Origin of the sequence: Providencia sp. wls1916, from assembly GCF_009706585.1 — a bacterium.
Lineage (GTDB): Bacteria > Pseudomonadota > Gammaproteobacteria > Enterobacterales > Enterobacteriaceae > Providencia > Providencia lanzhouensis.
On the sequence record NZ_WLUL01000017.1, the window covers coordinates 126,618 to 145,084 of the forward strand.

The 18,467-nt window shown below is 43.2% G+C and carries 15 protein-coding genes; 8 read left to right on the top strand and 7 right to left on the bottom strand.

All coding sequences use genetic code 11. The features are described 5' to 3' along the window. Window positions 1-158: 158 nt before the first annotated feature. From GKR61_RS12435 to GKR61_RS12455, 5 genes are all read right to left on the bottom strand, one after another. The gene (locus tag GKR61_RS12435) at window positions 159-1,433 is read right to left on the bottom strand and encodes a bifunctional O-acetylhomoserine aminocarboxypropyltransferase/cysteine synthase (RefSeq protein ID WP_154599654.1); all 1,275 of its coding nucleotides are present in this window, start codon (window positions 1,431-1,433) and stop codon (window positions 159-161) included. A gap of 234 nt (window positions 1,434-1,667) precedes the next feature. After that, window positions 1,668-2,927, bottom strand: coding sequence for an aromatic amino acid transport family protein (locus GKR61_RS12440; protein WP_036955312.1), 1,260 nt, complete (start codon window positions 2,925-2,927; stop codon window positions 1,668-1,670). 315 nt (window positions 2,928-3,242) lie between these two features. After that, entirely contained in the window at window positions 3,243-4,601 is a 1,359-nt protein-coding gene (gene dcuC, locus GKR61_RS12445) for an anaerobic C4-dicarboxylate transporter DcuC (protein WP_154599655.1), read from the bottom strand. A gap of 280 nt (window positions 4,602-4,881) precedes the next feature. Then, window positions 4,882-5,340, bottom strand: coding sequence for a regulatory protein RecX (locus GKR61_RS12450; RefSeq protein WP_036955318.1), 459 nt, complete (start codon window positions 5,338-5,340; stop codon window positions 4,882-4,884). Between the two features lie 69 nt (window positions 5,341-5,409). Continuing rightward, a complete protein-coding gene (locus GKR61_RS12455) occupies window positions 5,410-6,858 on the bottom strand; it encodes a DUF4026 domain-containing protein (RefSeq protein WP_211887887.1) in 1,449 nt (482 codons plus the stop codon). A 263-nt stretch (window positions 6,859-7,121) separates the two neighbouring features. Here GKR61_RS12455 and GKR61_RS12460 point away from each other — a divergent pair, with 263 nt between their 5' ends. The 8 genes from GKR61_RS12460 (at window position 7,122) to GKR61_RS12495 (ending at window position 16,322) form a co-directional block, all read left to right on the top strand. Further along, the gene (locus GKR61_RS12460) at window positions 7,122-7,304 is read left to right on the top strand and encodes a hypothetical protein (RefSeq protein WP_006658236.1); all 183 of its coding nucleotides are present in this window, start codon (window positions 7,122-7,124) and stop codon (window positions 7,302-7,304) included. 265 nt (window positions 7,305-7,569) lie between these two features. Further along, entirely contained in the window at window positions 7,570-8,571 is a 1,002-nt protein-coding gene (locus GKR61_RS12465; protein WP_108479295.1) for a hypothetical protein, read from the top strand. Further along, the gene (locus tag GKR61_RS12470; protein WP_154599656.1) at window positions 8,571-9,716 is read left to right on the top strand and encodes a BamA/TamA family outer membrane protein; all 1,146 of its coding nucleotides are present in this window, start codon (window positions 8,571-8,573) and stop codon (window positions 9,714-9,716) included. The genes GKR61_RS12465 and GKR61_RS12470 overlap by 1 nt, the downstream gene beginning before the upstream one ends. Further along, window positions 9,716-10,867 (top strand): DUF4056 domain-containing protein, encoded by a 1,152-nt coding sequence (locus GKR61_RS12475; RefSeq protein WP_154639816.1) that lies wholly within the window; start codon window positions 9,716-9,718, stop codon window positions 10,865-10,867. The genes GKR61_RS12470 and GKR61_RS12475 overlap by 1 nt, the downstream gene beginning before the upstream one ends. Before the next feature lie 471 nt (window positions 10,868-11,338). Then, a complete protein-coding gene (locus tag GKR61_RS12480; protein WP_036955332.1) occupies window positions 11,339-12,145 on the top strand; it encodes a protein bax in 807 nt (268 codons plus the stop codon). A 410-nt stretch (window positions 12,146-12,555) separates the two neighbouring features. Then, window positions 12,556-13,974, top strand: a complete 1,419-nt coding sequence (locus GKR61_RS12485; RefSeq protein WP_154599658.1) for an MBOAT family O-acyltransferase — start codon at window positions 12,556-12,558, stop codon at window positions 13,972-13,974. Then, complete coding sequence (locus GKR61_RS12490; protein WP_154599659.1) at window positions 13,961-15,145, top strand: SGNH/GDSL hydrolase family protein; 1,185 nt, start codon at window positions 13,961-13,963, stop codon at window positions 15,143-15,145. Before GKR61_RS12485 ends, GKR61_RS12490 begins: the two co-directional genes overlap by 14 nt. Then, complete coding sequence (locus GKR61_RS12495; protein WP_036955338.1) at window positions 15,096-16,322, top strand: SGNH/GDSL hydrolase family protein; 1,227 nt, start codon at window positions 15,096-15,098, stop codon at window positions 16,320-16,322. Before GKR61_RS12490 ends, GKR61_RS12495 begins: the two co-directional genes overlap by 50 nt. Before the next feature lie 91 nt (window positions 16,323-16,413). On the opposite strand, the gene gntU is transcribed toward GKR61_RS12495, so the two are convergent. Together gntU and gntK are read right to left on the bottom strand one after the other, a co-directional pair. Continuing rightward, a complete protein-coding gene (gene gntU, locus GKR61_RS12500; RefSeq protein ID WP_036955341.1) occupies window positions 16,414-17,772 on the bottom strand; it encodes a gluconate transporter in 1,359 nt (452 codons plus the stop codon). Further along, entirely contained in the window at window positions 17,769-18,311 is a 543-nt protein-coding gene (gene gntK / locus GKR61_RS12505) for a gluconokinase (protein ID WP_036955343.1), read from the bottom strand. Before gntK ends, gntU begins: the two co-directional genes overlap by 4 nt. Between the last annotated feature and the right edge of the window lie 156 nt (window positions 18,312-18,467).

Consider the following 18,467-nt stretch of genomic DNA (forward strand, 5'->3'; position numbering starts at 1 on the left):
AAAATAAATTAAAAAACGATGCCGCTTGCGAATAGTTATTAATTCTAGAAAGAAGAATAAAACCCAATAGTTAATCACGCAGGTAACAATAAAGGCAGTTATTGCAATATATTCTTCACAATAACCGCCTTTATTTATCGGTAGCTACTTAACAAGATTTACTTGGCTGCATCCAAGGCTTGGATTAAGTCAGCAAGAATGTCATCGATATGTTCAATACCAATGGATAAACGGATCATATCGCGCGATACTCCTGCACGAGCTAGCTCTGCATCATTTAATTGACGATGGGTGGTCGATGCTGGGTGGCAAGCTAATGATTTTGCATCGCCAATATTGACCAAGCGAACAATCAGGTTCAGTGCATCAATAAAACGCGCTCCCGCTTCTTGCCCGCCTTTGATCCCAAAAGACATAATACTAGCAGGTTTACCTTGCATATATTTTTGCGCAAGTGCGTGCTCAGGGTTGCTTGGTAGCCCCGCATATTTTACCCATGCCACTTGCGGATGGTTTTCGAGGAATTGTGCCACTTTCACTGCGTTTTCAGTATGGCGCTCCATTCTTAACGCGAGCGTTTCCAGACCTTGTAAGATCAAGAAGGCGTTAAATGGCGATAATGCTGCTCCCGTTCCACGCAGCGGTGCCACGCGGCAACGCGCAATAAACGCCGCCGCACCGAAGTGCTCTGTATAGCTGACACCGTGATAAGCGATATCCGGCTCAACCAGCAGAGAAAAACGCTCTGCGTGCTCTGCCCATGGGAATTTACCTGAATCAATCACCATTCCGCCGATTGAGGTGCCATGACCACCGATATATTTGGTTAACGAGTGCACCACGATATCCGCACCGTGTTCGAATGGGCGGCATAAATATGGAGTCGCTACGGTATTATCGACAATCAGAGGTACGCCATGGCGATGAGCGACCTCCGCCAGCGCGGCAAGGTCAACAATAAAACCCGCAGGGTTAGAGATAGATTCGCAGAAAACGGCTTTTGTTTTCTCGTCAATTAGGGCTTCTAGTGCGGCTAAATCATCGTGTTCAGCAAACCGGGTTTCGATACCAAGGCGCGGTAGAGTATGCGCCAGTAAGTTGTACGTACCGCCATACAGTTTTGCCACCGAAACAATGTTATCGCCGACTTGGGCAATAGTTTGAATTGCATAGGTGATAGCTGCCATGCCCGAAGCCACCGCCAGCCCAGCAATTCCTCCTTCAAGGGCAGCAACGCGCTTTTCTAGCACATCGTTGGTCGGGTTCATAATGCGGGTATAGATATTACCTGCAACTTTTAAGTCGAACAGATCCGCGCCATGCTGTGTATCGTCAAATGCATAAGAGGTGGTTTGATAAATAGGCACCGCGACAGACTTGGTTGTAGGGTCTGGAGAATAGCCTGCGTGGATTGATAATGTTTCTAATTTCATTGAGTTATCCTTGTTATACCCGCACTGCCAATTGAATGGGTTCTTGTTTTTATTTCACGGTACTTATTATTTCACGGCAGTCCTTTCCAATATCCCCCAAGTAAATTCCTCGCACAACCATCTAGACTTGAAATAATTTCATCTAAAGTTATTCATAAAATAAATAAGGCCGCATTAGAAACAAAAAAACCCATATTGCCGAAGCAATATGGGTTTCGGTACAACTGAATTTAATTACGCGAACGCGCCATAAATCACAGAGGTAATTGATGCTAAGCCGCATAGCAGCGTAAAGATTTGCGCTGGCTTAGAGGTACTAAACGGTTTCATTGCAGGCACGATACGCATCGCCACAACTGGCAGGATAAACAGGATTGCCGCAATCATTGGGGCACCCATGGTTTCAATCATACCTAAGATACTTGGGTTGATAATCGCGACGATCCAAGTGGTGATTACAATGAACAGTAAAGAGATTAACTCAATTTTCTTCACAGAAACTGAAGAGCGCGATTTGACTAATCCAACCAGACCTTCGTGCGCACCTAAGAAGTGACCAAAGTAGCTAGAAACGATAGCTGCGAATGCCACGATAGGACCTAAGTAAGACAGGATTGGTGATGGGTTAATGTTCGCAATGTGGGATAACACGCTGATATTTTCTTTCTTCGCGATTTCTAACTCAGCAGGACTCAGTGACAGAACCACAGAGAATACGAAAAACATCACGAAGCCAGTTAGCATAAATGCTGCGCCGCCAGTGATCATGTCAGTTTTAATCACAGCTTGGTCGCCAAATTGCTGACGTTGGTCTTTTGCAAACTGGCTGATGATTGGGCTGTGATTAAAAGAGAATACGATGATAGGAATCGCCATCCAGACAACAATCGGCATTGCGCTCCAATCTGGTGCGACTTCTAACATCGACGTATTCCACTCAGGGATCAGGTACAGAGACAGCGCTAATAAGATGAAGACTAATGGATAAACCATCATAGAAGTGAGCTTCAGCATTAAGTCACGACCGAATACGACACCTGCGGTCATTGCTGCAATTAACACACCAGACAGCAACCAACGTGGCAGTGGGTCCATACCAATTTGGTTCACTAAGAATGAGTCTACTGTGTTAGTGATACCCACGCCGTAAATTAATACGATTGGGTAAATCGCAAAGAAATAAGCAAAAGTGATAATATTCGCACCTGTTTTACCGAAATGTTCTTCCACAGTATCGGTAATATCAGCATCGTGTTTCTTAGCCGATAAAACAAAACGCGCTAACCCTTTATGAGCTAACCAAATCATTGGCGTTGCAATTAAAGCTAATACAACTAATGGCCAGAAACCACCCGCGCCAGCTTTAATTGGCAGAAAAAGAACACCCGCACCAACGGCGGTACCAAAAAGAGATAATACCCAAGTGAAGTCTTTATAAGTCCACTTACTGGCAGGTTTGTCTGTCGTGTTTACTGCGGTTTTTATTGTGCTCATACCGTCACTTCATCGTTTTAAAATGGATAAAAAAAGATGCGGCGAATTTTGCATTAAATGCGTTAGAGCAACTAGCTTATTTTGATTAATCTTTCTGGCTTTTTGGTGTAGATCTCATATCTGAATTTAAAAAAATGACAATTTGTTAATAATCGCAAATAAATTTTTATCATTTGATTGAAAATACCAAAACACCACGTCAAAAAAGCGTAGAGTTTTTTTCTTTTGAACCTAAGTTTTAACCGAAATAAATATCGATAAAAAAAATGGCTAGAATAATTTCTAGCCATTTTTGTTTGGTAAATACCTATTTTGTTACAAATAGACTGGCACTAAAATCTCAGTGGCAATCACAACAACGATAAGCCCAACTAATACGGGAATCGAGGTTCTTTTCACCACTTCAAATGGTGAAATCTTCGCCATCCCCGATACCGCAACCACCACCCCAGAAACCGGTGATAATGTACGACCTAAGTTAGATGCCTGTAGCATTGGAATGACAAGGTAAGCTGGGTTGACGCCCATTTGCTTCGCTAAGTGAGGGATCAATTCAACGAATGCGTAGAATGGCGCGTTACCAGAACCAGTGGTCATCGCCGCTAACATAGTGATCACCACCAGCGCAATCATCATCACAATCGCGCCAGAACCAAAGGATTGCGCTAAGTCGATCAAGCCTTTAATAAAGCCGATGGTGCTTAGACCCTGAGCAAATACGCCAGCTGCCACTAACAGCATCACGACGGTTGCAAACGCATCAGCCATACCTCTATAGCAAACTTCTAAGCCACCATAGACATGTTTTGCACTGAAGCTACGAATAAACTCAATGATTGCAGCCATAATAATACAGCCAACAATAATGGTGACAATATGTAGCTCAGGCGCCCATTTACCATCAAACACTAATACGCCGATGATTGGAGTAAATGGTAGAATCGCGTAGAAACCTGGTGCGTGGGTTTTAATTTCATTCACATCCAGCATTTCGGTTTTAACGTGCTCTTTTCTATCCAGAAAACGCTGCCAGAAGAAGTGAGCCACTGACATCGCAACAATGGCAGCGATGGAGATAGGCAGTGTGGTTTTGAATGCGAAATCAATCAGAGGCATTTCTGCTGCTTTCGCCGCTAAGATAACGTCTCCAGACGTTGGTGCCAGAATGATAGCGGCCGGTGATGCACAGATAGCCGCCGCTGCGCCACGGCTGATCCCGACGTTAACCATCACAGGGAACAAGGTTGCCATCAATAACACCCCTAAACCTGTTGCCGATGAAACTGCCAGTGACATCAAGCAAGCAACAATATACGCCGCAACCATCAATAAGTATGGGGAGTTGATCATTTTTAATGGCTTGGAGGCAATTTTAACCACCACGTCATTCGCACCGATGTGAGTCATATAAGACGCAAACCCACACAGCACCATGATCATCATACCGAGGTCACCACCTCGGCTCATTAATAAGAACTTGATGTATTCCAGAATATCAGTAACGCGCCATCCCGTTGCTTTCACTGATTCTGGTAAAATGCTTTTACCCATTAACGCAGTAATAATTAGGAGTAAAATACCCCCCGTCATTAATACCCCAGTTGCAGAGTAACCCTTTATTATATAGCGCCCAACTCCAACGGCGACCAATACGCCTATTAAGAGCTCAATCATGTGTTTCTCCTGCCCGTCTCATTTTGTAATTATTGGTGGTACTCTGCCTAAAAAAAAAGCGAAATACACTGATAATGATCATAGTGGACAATATTTTTAATCTAGAAATAGATAAAAACACAAGTCAAAAAAATATTATTTTTTGACTAAGCAAAAGAAATGAAATTCAGGGGCATTAAACATTTAAACTAAAGCCAAATAATAGTAATTTAAGCGATATTAAATGGCGTGATTATCTACATAATGACCATCATAAATAATGTAAGATTAACTGCAAAAATTAGCGCGAGAATAACTCAAATATCATGTCACCAAAAAAACCTCGGTATTGCAGATAACGAATTTGTTTACCTTTCTCTTTAAAGTCAGTTGGGATTTCATCCCCAAATTTTTTACTGCGTACTTCTGCTGCCTTTTCAAACCAGTCGACATCAAGCTCAGCAAAATGGTGTTCGACTAATGTCTCGGCAAATCCTTTTTGCCGCATTTCTTGTTTGATCCGCAAAGGTCCATATCCTTTACGCGAATACCCTTGCAATAGCAGTGATACCACACGGTCATCATCCAAAAAGTGCTGCTCACTCAGTTTATCCAACACCCCTTCAATCAACTGCTCATCGATAATCCCCTCATTTTTTTCATACATACGGCGCTTCATACGGGCAAATAACTCCGCTTTGCCATAATCGCGTCTGGAAAGTAAAAATAGGGCATATTGGTACAGTTCAGGTTGGGTCATTGTCATATTTAACTCATTAAAAAGGGCACTGAATTCAGTGCCCTATTCGCATTAGTCAATCAAGATAGATTAATGCACTTGAGCACCACTAAGAAGTTTATAGATTGTATCAGGAGTATAGCTACCGTCCTGATAATAAATAGTCCAATCCGTGATATGGTCACGCGTTAGCGGATAAACACCGCCCTCTTCCATGGTTTCCACATAGAATGGGTGATTAATTAAACGGCCTTCAAACTGGTCGCCGTTCCATGTCAACGGCTCAAACCACATATGTTCGTGCCCTTCATCACCCTCTTCATCTTGATAACTAATGCCGCATTTAATTAAGAAGCGCCACTCTGATTCTTCCTCTTCTTCCGATTTTCCGAGCAGCTTCGCAAATAGCCCTTTTTTCGGTGCGACTGGCTTTGGACCATAGTTATCGAGCATGTGAGTGAAGTATTCCCAACGTAGTCTGGCTTTGCTGGACATATCCGCCGTTTCTTCATCAGTGCGCATAAACATCATTGCATTTTGGTCTTCAAACCCTTCAAAGAAGCTTTCCAATGTTGGGTTTTCTTGCGTGACACGGAATAACATTACGGATGGATGCTGGTGAGATTCGTCACGGTCGTGCCAATCCCCCATAAAACGCTCAGAGCTCATATCGCCAAACTCGAAGTTCATCTCTTCCAGCGGTTTTAAGTTATCGATCGGTGTGGAAGTTCCTACATGAAGGAGACCTTCTTCAAAAGGTACCGCCACTAAATATTCATAGCCGGTTTGTGTTTGCCCAATGAAAATCGGCTCATTAAAGTCGATTTTTCCGTTGGTAATGCTGTTGTTCACAAAGCTCCAGAACAACTCAGGGATCCCATAATAAGACGCAATCGGGTGTGGAATGATAATTTCCGCTTCCGATAAACCACAACGGGCTAACCCATGAGTATGGAACCAATATTTGGTCGGCGCTGAATCTTCGGAGTTTTCATCGTGATCGTAAATGGCATGCACCACATACAGGGAATCAATGCTTGGCATTAAATCGTCGATCAGCTGGAAGTTAAGCCATTCACGGGTAAAGACTTTACCTGCGGCAGAAATATCCAAGCCCAGTAATAAATCAGGTACTAAAATTTGGATAATTTTAAGCTGCTGTAAGTAGCTCACTAGAGGCTTTTCTTGGAATAGGCATTCAACCACCACGGCCTGTGGCGCATTGCTTGCCTGCGTGTAAAGTTCTTGGCTAATAGGATCTGTCGCGAAATACGGGTTGATGGTGTATTCCGGGTCGCTCTCCACAAGCGAAACGTAAAAACGTAACTCTTCTTCGCCACGTTTACAGCTAAAGAAGAAACCGCCGCCTTCTTCATCAGGCAGGTAATCAATTTCCCCTTCAGTAAAGTAGGTTTGCTCTTCCAGACGCTGTTCAAGTTGTAGGGAGGTCAGCTCTGATGCAGGGATTGCCACCATCATCGAGGCTTCTTTCTCCCCGTTTCCAGCAGCAATATCAAGGTATTGTTGTTTATTGTTCACTATTTTGCCCTGTTATTTATTATCTTACTGGAGGATATCAGCTTATATTCGATAAGAATATTGTGATAATTCTTAACCCAATCAGATAGGCGTTTAATCTCTCATATTTAAACTAGGAGCATTAATCATCATTATTTGATGCAACGTAATTCCACTTTTCATCCCGTATTCACTAGGGCACAATGAGAACCAGCATCACCAAGGCTTTTGGTTGGTGAAATAATCCTTTCTTATATAGGTTTTGAAAATAGAGGCTTTACAACATGGCTGATTTATCTGAGAAACAAAAAGAATATATTGATGACCTCGCAATGAAGCGCGTTTTTGATATGAATAATGATGATGTCTTAATTAATGCGCTGGAACAAAAAATTCACAGCATGGAAGCGCATTTAAAAGATTACTTCCATGAGCGTGTTCAGTTTCATCAGAAAAACAGCAAATAATACCGCTCTTACTCCTCTAATGCATTTCAGTGCTGAAATACCCAGAGTTTCAGCACGTTTTTTAGTACCTCAATAGCATCTTCTTAATATCTTAATCACATCCATCATATTGATAATAATATGCGTTCATAGGTAGCGAAATATCATTAAAATAGCACCATGAGCCATACTATCAATTGCCATATATGCTAAACTTTTGTGGATAACTGTAAGTTAATTAATTTATTGTTTCCTTCATTCTATTCTACTAATCATTGAGTCCATTATGACACGCATTCAATACAGCGCAGCGCTGCTACTTTCCTCTTGTCTGGCTATCCCTGCCAGTTTTGCCGATAGTGACACACCACTATTTTCATTAAGCATGAGCGAATCTGGAGTCCCTAAAAATAATAGCGAAGGCGGCGTCACGCGTTCATCCACGACTGAATCCCGTGTATTGCCTATTTGGGGAGATGAAGCACGCGCTCGAGGTTATGACTTACCAGAACCTTTTGGTGTCAGTTATGGCTATATGAATCTGCGTCAGGATATTGTCGTTGATAGCATTGGATTTAAATTCACCTCCCCTGATTGGCAAGGGGTACAAGATGCTATAAAAATAGATCCAGGGTACACTCGCGAAAAAAATGAAACCCATACATTGAAATTAGATGCATGGGTTTTGCCATTTATGAATATGTATGGTGTCTATGGAAAAACTAAAGGAAAATCAAAAACCAACTTAAATAGTGTTAGTATTGCTTTTGATCCTAATAATCCATTAGTTCTCGGAAAAGACATTCCTTTTGAATTAGATTTTGAAGGTAAAACCTATGGTGGAGGTGTCACATTTGCAGGTGCATATAATCAGTTCTTCGGTACGTTAGATATGAACTATACCCGTACCAACCTCGATATCCTTGATGGTGATATTAGTGCCTTTGTTGTCACACCGCGTATCGGTTATGAATTCGTTTTTGAACCTTTAATTGCCGGTCAAGGGAATACCAAAGTTCAAGTTTGGACAGGCGCTATGTACCAAGATATTACCCAGCGCTTTAAAGGTAACGTTAGCAAACTTGACATGCCTCCTGAATTATCAGATATCGTTAATGGAATGTCTAAATATACGGATATAAAATTCGATGTTAAACAACACCTTGCCCATAAATGGAATAATACCGTCGGTGCTCGCGTTGAGTTAACTCGTAACTTTAACGTTCTGACCGAAGTGGGCTTTAATAACCGTAACAGCTTCTTTATTTCAGGCGAGTTCCGTTTTTAATGTTACAACAGAAACACCTGCGTAGGCTGACACTGCTCAGCCTTATCATTGCCTTCTCCTCGCAAGCGAAAATCCTTCCTGAACGTGAGCAAATTGATGGTTGGCTCAGCGAGCTTGGGGGCGAAAACAGCTTTGATGAATCCAAAACTATCGACTGGGGCGTCTTACCGGGGCCTTTCTATACTCCTGAAATGGGGTTAGGTGTCGGAACCGCTTTAGTGGGTTTATATCGTCTCGACAAACAAGACACCAAAACCCAGCCCTCTTCGATTGGATTAAGTGGTTTTGCATCATCCACAGGGGCTTTTGGACTCAACTTCACTAACTACAACTTTGTAGATAACGACCAATGGCGATTGTTTGTATCTGGCACCATCAATAATGTACCGACTTATTATTGGGGTAAAGGATACGCAGCGGGTAAAAAAGAGAGCAATAAAGAAAAATACCATTCCCAAGAGTTCAAAATTACCCCAAGGGCTTTATATAAGCTAACCGATGCCACCTATGTGGGACTAGGTTGGAATTTTTCGTCGATCAATGCCAGCGATCCCGATGAAGGCGCAAAAGCTTACTTTTCGCAATCAGTTGGCGGGCGTTCGGTTATCAGTTCAGGCGTCAGCGCCTACTATAGCTATGACACCCGAGACTTTTTACCCAACGCACACCATGGGCAAACACTTGAGGTTATTTATACTTATTTTTCACCGAACCTCGGTAGTGATACCCGTTTTCAAGCGACCCAGTTGCAGTATGCCTATTACCATGAGCTCACAGAGAAAACCGTCGTAGCCGTTGATAACTATGCCCGCTTTACCACGGGAGATGTGCCGTGGAATCAGCTTTCTTTATTAGGTAACAGTAACCGCATGCGGGGTTACTATGAAGGGCGCTATCGGGACAACAATATTTTTACTAGTCAAATCGAGTTACGGCATAAATTAGACTGGCGGCACGGGGTTGTTGGCTGGTTAGGCACGGGGACCATGAGCGACTCTCCCTCAGAATTAGGTGCTGGACACTGGCTACCAAGTGCCGGTGTAGGCTATCGTTTTGAATTTAAGCCTCGGATGAATGTGAGACTGGATTTTGGTGTTGGTCGCAACAGTACGGGCGTCTATTTCCAAGTTGGTGAGTCTTTTTAATGTTTAAGCTGCTAATAACTTCATGTTTTTTACTTATGCTCGTCGCCTGCCAAACTCGCGAGGAGCTGAACTTACCTGCGGCGAACCTTAATCTAGATACGATTTCCAACGAGGAAGCATCTAAAGCGTGGTCTGTTCTACAAGATCTCAAAGCCCCTCAAGGACTTCGAGCCTGCTGTGCTTTTGGCTATAACCTGCAAGCGGAAGTGGCAGGTATCCCCGTACCTTTCTATACCATCGACAACATAGTGGAAGCCGATAATCTTGGTGAGCACCATTATAATGATAGTTACTTGGGCGCCACCGCAGGTCTAATGGGGATCAGTAACGAAAAAGTGGGGCTTATCTATACCACAGATGGCGGGTTTATTGATATTGCACATGTTCGAGATACCGCCGACTATACGTTATATCTCTTTAGCCAGATTTACCCAAAACTTGGTGAAGAGTGGACACTAACCCTCAGCGATGAACTCGCGAGCAGACAAATCCATTTTTCAGCCTTTACACCACCTGCGTCCCTCGCAGAGCGCTATACGTTAAGTACTTATCTGGCAGCTAAACTTGCATTTCAGTTAGCTGCTTGGCATGAAATTGCACAATGGTATGGCTATCAATCAGTTCCTGGCTTTTCGGAGGGGATATCTGCCTTCTCTCCCGAAGACTTATATTCCAACTTAGTGGGAGCAAGACTAGCAAGTTCGCTAATTTTACAAGGTCGTGCTGAGTCACTTGCGATATTCTCGCAATCTCTCGAAGCACTGCTTCCCATTGCACTACATCAACTTGGGGCTCAAGAAAAACCCTTAACTCGCGATGCATTTAACAAAATTGATGGGCTTTGGTGGAATAGTGCGAAGCGTGTTCCAGATAAATTTTTAGTGCTCACACGCGATTATGACACCACCGATAGCCGCTATCCGTTTTTACCAACCCAAGCTGTAGCGACTTTGGGGCTGAAACTCAGTTTGCCGTCGGAATATGCAGGATTTGCATTATCCTCTCTCGCACAGTTTCGCTTAGTACCCACCGATCATATGGCACAACTTCCTATCCCAGAGACATATTGGACAGTTGATGATTTCAAACGGCTCGCGGAGAATGCAAAAATTGAAGATCAGAAACAGCAAACCGTGCCATTCTACGACTAAAAAAGTCGTCGACTAATAGTAATATTTGGCTGAGGCAAAAGGTCAAAAAACGGCATTTTTTTTGTCCTTTTCACACATTGAAAGTCGATTTTGATTCTGTATTTTTAACAACCAATACCACTCATAAAATGCGAAACACCCCATTTTGTTTAAAATTTAGACCACTGATCGGTTATTTTTTAAGCACAATAACCCTACAATACACCTGTTAATTGTTTGAAAATCAATCTAATTTAGCTTAAATCAGATGATTGCAAGATGAAATCAAAAACAAAAATTGATAAATAAAGCATTGAAAATATAAATAACGCAATTATTTTTAATATAAAATCATTAAGTTAAAATAAATCAACACTTAATGACATACTAATACAGAAATTTACCTAATGTGAGTCGGATAAAGGTAGCTCGTGAAAAATTATTCTGCTACCATTCGCTCGATTTTTGTTCAGAGAAACATAGGAGAAGCAAATGCCCTCTCGAACGATGGGGACAAACGCCGTCTTCGCTTTCTTATTTTTACTTTTGTTTTCGGGCCTCAGTTTTGGCTCCACCAGTACCAGTACGATGCTTAAAAAAGACTTCACACTGAAGTCGGCACAAAACTCAAATCAAGCAGAAACACCACTGCCTGATATGCGTAAATACCCGTCTGGTACTCCACGTAAGAAAGCGTTTTTGAAAACGATTGTCCCAGTGATTGAAAAAGTCAATCAACAGATTATGGAAGAGCGTAACTGGCTGCTTTCCGTGCGCACGAACACCAAATGGAGCGCCCAAGAGCTACGTCGCCTAACCCAGATCTGCGATAGTTATGGCATCAGTTGCAGCAACCCAAAACGTATTAATTGGGATAAGCTGTTAAGTCGTGTAGACATCATGCCAACGCATTTAGTTGCGACACAAGCGGCTACAGAGTCTGGTTGGGGTACTTCTCAGCTTGCTCTACAAAACGGAAATTTATTTGGTATGCGCTGTGGTAGCGGTTGCCAAGTTAGCAAAGGAAAGATCAAAGGCTACTCAGCTTACGCTTCTGTTGAAGCAACAGTGACTGCCTATATGAAGAATATGAATACCCATAACGCGTATGAGTCTTTACGTCACTCGCGTGCTAAACAGCGTCAATCACAAGATGAGTTAGACTCCGTCAAGCTGATTAACGATATGAAAGGGTACTCAGAGTTAGGTTCATCATATAACCGCTATTTGAAAGAGATGTACGCGAGCAACGAAGAATTGATTACACAAGCTCAACAAAGAGCAGCGACTCGCAGCTAATTTTAGTATCTACACACCAGGTACACAGTATAAAAATCCACTTTTTCGAAAGTGGATTTTTTTTGCACGTTTTCCCATCCACTCGAAATATGACAACCCACCCCGCCCCAGCTATACTTCTTAAACTTTGAGTCTTGAGTCTTGTATAACTTATTTTCCCTATCACCGATTTACTCTAAATCATTAGGTTTTTTGGGTAAGAAAAATTCATCTACGGTTGAATTTCTAAATAGTTCGTGTTGTCGCTAGGCGTCGAGGATTGATATCCCTAGGAGCATACACAAGTATGTGACTAGGGTGGCAATACGATGACAACACCGCGACGGCGCGAAATATGACGAAATTCTGATTGCAAGCCGAGGAAGAATAAATATCATGGTCACCCATAACAAATAACACCTGAGTCTAATATGAATTTCTTCTCATTTGAGTTTCTTGGCTCTTTTTTAGTTTTTTTTCTTATTTATTGGGGCTGCCAACCCAGCTCTAAATTGCAGAATGGGTTGCTCATCACAGCAAGTTATTTCTTTGTCTACTCGTTTAGCCCTGACTTTGCCTATATTCTGTTTGGCTACACGTTATTTATCTATTTGCTCACCAACTGGGCAACGGTTTGGTTATCTAATCGATGGGTATATTCGTTATTAGCTATCGGGATCATTGGCTGCTTTACTGCGTTTAAATATTATTCTTTTTTCCAGGAAACTATTCAGCAAACCCTCGATAAGTTTGGATTTAGCGTTGGACTGCCTGTACTGGAACTGTTGGCACCATTGGGGCTCTCTTTCTACGCCTTCCATTCCGTCAGCTATACCGTTTCTGTATGCCGCAAAGAAATTGAAAAAGCCGACTTTTTTGACGTCGTATTATATTTGGCTTTTTTCCCAAGTATCGTTGCGGGTCCAATTAACCGTGCAAAAAACTTTTTACCGCAAATCCAAGCTGAAAGCCGCGTTATTCTCGACTCTCGCCGTGCCATTTTGTTAATTAGCTTAGCACTGGTAAAACTGTTTCTATTCAGCTCATACCTCGCTGAAAACTACGTTAATCCAGTATTTGATGCTCCCGCAGGCTTTAGTGCAGGGGAAATATTAATTGCCACCTACGCTTACGCGTGGAATATCTATTTTAACTTCTCCGGTTATACCAATTTAGTGACGGGGATTGCGTTACTATTAGGCTTTAGAGTGCCACTTAACTTTAATGCCCCATATTTAGCCACTAACTTGCAAGATTTCTGGAAACGTTGGCATATCAGTTTATCGACCTTCATCATGGATTATATCTATATTCCATTAGGTGGCAGTCGCAAAGGATTTGTACGCAAAAATATCAACGTATTAACCGCAATGTTAATTTCGGGTCTGTGGCATGGTGCTGCAATGACATTTGTTATTTGGGGCGCAATTCATGGCTTAGGGACGGTAATTTTTAATATCAAAACTGAGCTAATGAAAAAACTGGGGAGAACCCACTTAATTCCCAACTCCCATGTTTCAAAATTACTTGCACGAATTCTGACTTTCCATTTTGTCTGCTTTGCATGGATTTTTTTCCGTAGCCCATCGTTTGATGATGCTCTGGTGATGCTCAATCAATTTATTGAGCCTGGATTTATCGCCTCAATTAGCGCGAACCTCGGCTTGCTGATTGCATTCTGGTTACTGTTCTTCGCCTACCCTTATTTCGTTCAAGGCTACCAGTATGTTGCCAAGAAATATCAAGATATCGCTTGGTACTATTACCCAATCCCATTAGCCATCGTGTTGACGATTATGTTTATGCTTTCACCTTCGGGAATGCCAGGATTTATCTATGCTAACTTCTGAGTTTAAAAATAACCTGAAAAAAACCGGACAAGTGGTGCTGATTGTCATCATCACTGGCTTGCTACTGATTTGGTTAAACCAAAGCTCCTTAGAGCGATTCTGGCAGCAAAAGTATCACCAAGATACCCCATGGGCGAAAATCAGTGGAAACCCTGTCTGGGATTACGGGAGCGCGTTACATGATGGTGTCCAAGAAGCAGGGGCAACTTTTGCCTATCACGCATCTGGACAAAAAGCCGCTGAAGATAAACTTGCCGCCCAAATGGCTGCTAACCACGAAACGTTAGTTTTCCCACAAGATTTCCGTGTCGGGCTACACTTTGTTAATGGTTATATTCATCCCGCAGAGAGCTTATCGGTCACATTCCCTGAGTTATTAAAACGCCCTCAAGCTCGCGCTAAAATTTCAGGTCGAACCTTTGCAGGAGTGACTATTGCGCAGCCTGAAGAACCTGTTGTTCAAAAACAGATAGCCAATATTGCTGCAGGGGATCAAGTCTTGTTTGCTGGGGACTCCATGATGCAGGGCGTCGCTCCCCATGTTAAAAACATGCTGTTGAAAAAGTATAATATTGAGAGTATTAACTTAAGTAAGCAGAGTACCGGTCTCGCGTACCCTAAATTCTTTAACTGGCCAGATACCATTGCCAAAGCATTGAACGATAACCCGAAAATTAAAGTCTTAGTGGTATTTTTAGGTCCTAATGACCCGTGGGATATGCCACCACAATCGGGCTATAAGTATGTGAAATTCAAGAGTGAAGAGTGGGAGCAAACCTATCGTTCGCGTATCAGTGAAATTCTTTCCACCGCACGCCAACATCATGTCGATGTGATTTGGGTGGGTCCACCGAATATGCGTAAAAACACTCTCTCCGATGGAATGAAGTTCCTACGCGGTCTCTACCAAACCGAAGTTGCGAAGTATGGCGAAATGTACATTTCTGCTAATGACGTCTTTAAATATAAAAATGACGACTATTCCGACTATATTGGGGATGGTAGCAATGCTATAAAATTGCGCAGTGGTGATGGGATCCATTTCAGTGGTAAAGGGCAACAAATGATTGCCGAAAGCGTATTTTCACTGATCCATTTCGAAGAGGAAGACAAGGAACCTCATGAAACTGAACAACCAGAATCAGGTCAAGAGCAAGCTACTCACAGCTAGTGTTATTACCCTGCTGTCATTAGGCTTAGTCTCTTGTCAAACCCCTGATACTAAACGCGGCAAAACGTCGCAAACTCAGTGGCAAGCGCCTACAGAGCAAGGGCAGTTAGTCAATAACGGTGAACCCAATTTAAGTCAATTGGCGTCTAAACTGCGCCAAGGTGGTCAACAAGTCCATATCGTTCAGATAGGGGATTCACACACGGCCGCAGATTTTTTCACTGGTGAATTAAGAGCATTGTTCCAACAACGTTATGGAGATGCAGGTCCTGGTTTTGTACCGCCAATTTCGGTACCGGGTCAACGCACCGCCACCATTAATCGCGTCAGTGATAAGTCAGATTGGTCACTTTCCAGTAGCCGCAAAGACGAGCGTTTTGACTACCCGTTAGGTGGATTGATAGCGGAGCCACAAGGTAGCAAGAGCAATGTGTTATTAAAACCGTTGCAGCCTGTCCAAAATAGTTATCGCTTACAAGCACTGTACCAAAGCTCGAATGGTGCCCAGATGCAGGTTTCGCCATCCTCATCTTCGACAGTTGCCTTACCTGCCACGGGAAATAGCTGGCAATTCTCTGCGCCAGTGAGCACGCAATTGCCATCAACTGTGTCAGTTGGAACAACAAGTAATCTCAAAGTGGGTGGATGGTTAGTCCGTTCGAATAAACCCGGTGTGATGTTATCTGCTATCGGTTTAAACGGTGCGACCATCAACATGCTGGATAAGTGGCAACCACAGTGGAGCGCCACGCTGGCTCAAATGTCGCCAGATATGGTGATTTTAGCCTTCGGCACCAATGAAGCGTTTAATGACACACTGAACTTAGTGGCTTACGAACAAAATCTACGGGATAAAATTCGTCAGATCCGCCAGCAATCACCTAATGCCGTGATTATGCTAGTGGGGCCTAGCGACTCAATTAAATTCAGTAATGCGGCGGGTTGTAGCGCACAGATGCCGGTGAATTTGATGGATGTGATCCGTATTCAGAAAAACATTGCCGCTCAGGAACATACGCTGTTTTGGGATTGGCAAGCGAACATGGGCGGGCCTTGCTCTATCCGCGCATGGGCATCACAAGGTTTAGCCCGTCCTGATAATGTGCATTTCTCTGCGGATGGTTATAAGAAAAGCGCACAGGCTTTATATAGCCAGTTTAATCAGATGTTGAAATAAACCTATTTCGTTATCTTCACATACAAAAAAGTCAGCCTACCTAAGTAAGCTGACTTTTGTTTTTTACAGAAGAGATAGAGAGAAATCAGTTTTAGAGGAAGGTAAAGAAAATCATCCCAACAATCGCACCCGTCGTGCCTAAAATCGTTTCCATGATAGTCCACGTTTTTAAGGTTTGAGCTTCAGTTGCACCTGTAAATTTACCGAATAACCAGAAACCGGAGTCATTCACATGGCTCAGAATTAATGAACCACCAGAGATACAAATCGCTAATGCAGCCAGTTGTGCGCCAGAGTAACCTAGCTCACCGATAACAGGCAGGACTAAACCAACAGTCGTTAGACAAGCAACAGTCGCAGAACCTTGGATAACACGCACCGCACCCGCTAAGACGAAACACGCGACAGCAATCGGTAAACCTGCACCAATCAGCGAATCACCTAATGCCGGACCTACACCTGAGTCCACCAGCACTTGTTTGAATACACCACCCGCACCAGTCACTAACAGGATGATACCCGCAGGTTGAATTGCTGCGGAACAGACCGCCATCACGCGCTCTTTATCCATGCCGTAGCGGAAGCCTAAGCCGTAGATTGCCAGCAAACATGCCAGTAATAATGCAGTAAATGGATGACCAATAAACTCTAACCAGTTTTCTAGATTCGAGCCTTTTTCCACAAAGTGAGTCCCGATGGTTTTTAAACCAACCAGCAGTAATGGGAACAACACGAGGCTTAAGCTGAAGCCAAAGCTTGGCATTTTGCCGTTAGTGCTTTGTGGTGCTTGGTAGTCAGCAGGAATTTCAATACTAACAAACTTGCTGATAAAGCTACCAAACAGTGGACCCGCTAAAATCATGCTCGGGATAGCCGCACACAGACCAATTAAGATCATCCAGCCATAATCTGCACCCATTTGCGACGCCACCAGCATTGGTGTTGGTCCCGGTAACAGGAAGGCTGCCGCTGCTGCCACACCAGCAAACAGAGGAATTGCTAAGCGAACTACGTTGTGGCCAGTACGGTTTGCGACCGCAAATACCACGCCGATTAATAGCACGATAGCCACGTCAAAGAACAATGGCAGTGCGCAGATTAAACCGGCGATCCCCACCGCATAATGCGCGCGCTTTTCACCGAAAAGGTCTAATAGCTTATGAGCAACCTGATCCAAAGCGCCCGTTTCATGCAAGATTTTACCGAACATGGCACCTAAGGCGACGACGATAGCAAGGAATCCCAGGGTTCCCGCCATCCCTTTTTGCATGGTTGCAGTGATATCTTGGACTGGCATACCAGAAAATAGACCCGCGCCAATCGACACAATCATTAACGCTACAAAAGCGTGTAAACGCGCGTACATCACTAAAAATAGCAATAATACCACCGAGCCAACGGCGGTCAGTACCAATGTTAAGGTACTTAATGTTTCTACTGGTGCGTTCATGCTTTATCTCCCGTCATGATTTGACGAATGGTTGCACAGGTATTGTCGATAACCTCATTGAGCGCAGGACGGATATCAACCGCATAAGCGTCGGCTTCTTGGGTATCTGGTTCTTGCAGTGTATCGAACTGTGATTTCAACATTTCTGGTTTAAAGAAATGACCACGACGCGCTCTTAAACGCTCTTCAATCACTGCTGCATCGCCTTTCAGATAGATAAAATAGAGATTTTTATTATCTTCACGAAGAATATCGCGATAACTCTTTTTCAATGCAGAGCACACAACCAGAGAAACCTGATTGGTTCTTTGCATTGCAAAAATGGCACCGTTCAGCGCTTCTAACCACGGACGACGGTCATCATCATTCAGTGCATGTCCAGATGCCATTTTCATAATATTGGATTTCGGGTGCAAAAAGTCCCCGTCTAAAAAGGCAGCTTGTAACTGCTGAGCAACGCCACTCGCCACTGCGGATTTGCCGCTACCCGATACCCCCATTAAGACAAATGTGTAGTTTTGATTTTGGGTATCACTCATAGGAAACTCCTCGGGTGTTGAAAAGAGGTTATTTAATTCTAGATTTGAAATTTAATTTAGGTTGTTATTCCGGTGCCCTGGCTGGATGTTACCGGTAACAGGTTACGGGTAACATTATTGCTAGTGGATATTTATTTAGCAATTAGATAGGTGAAG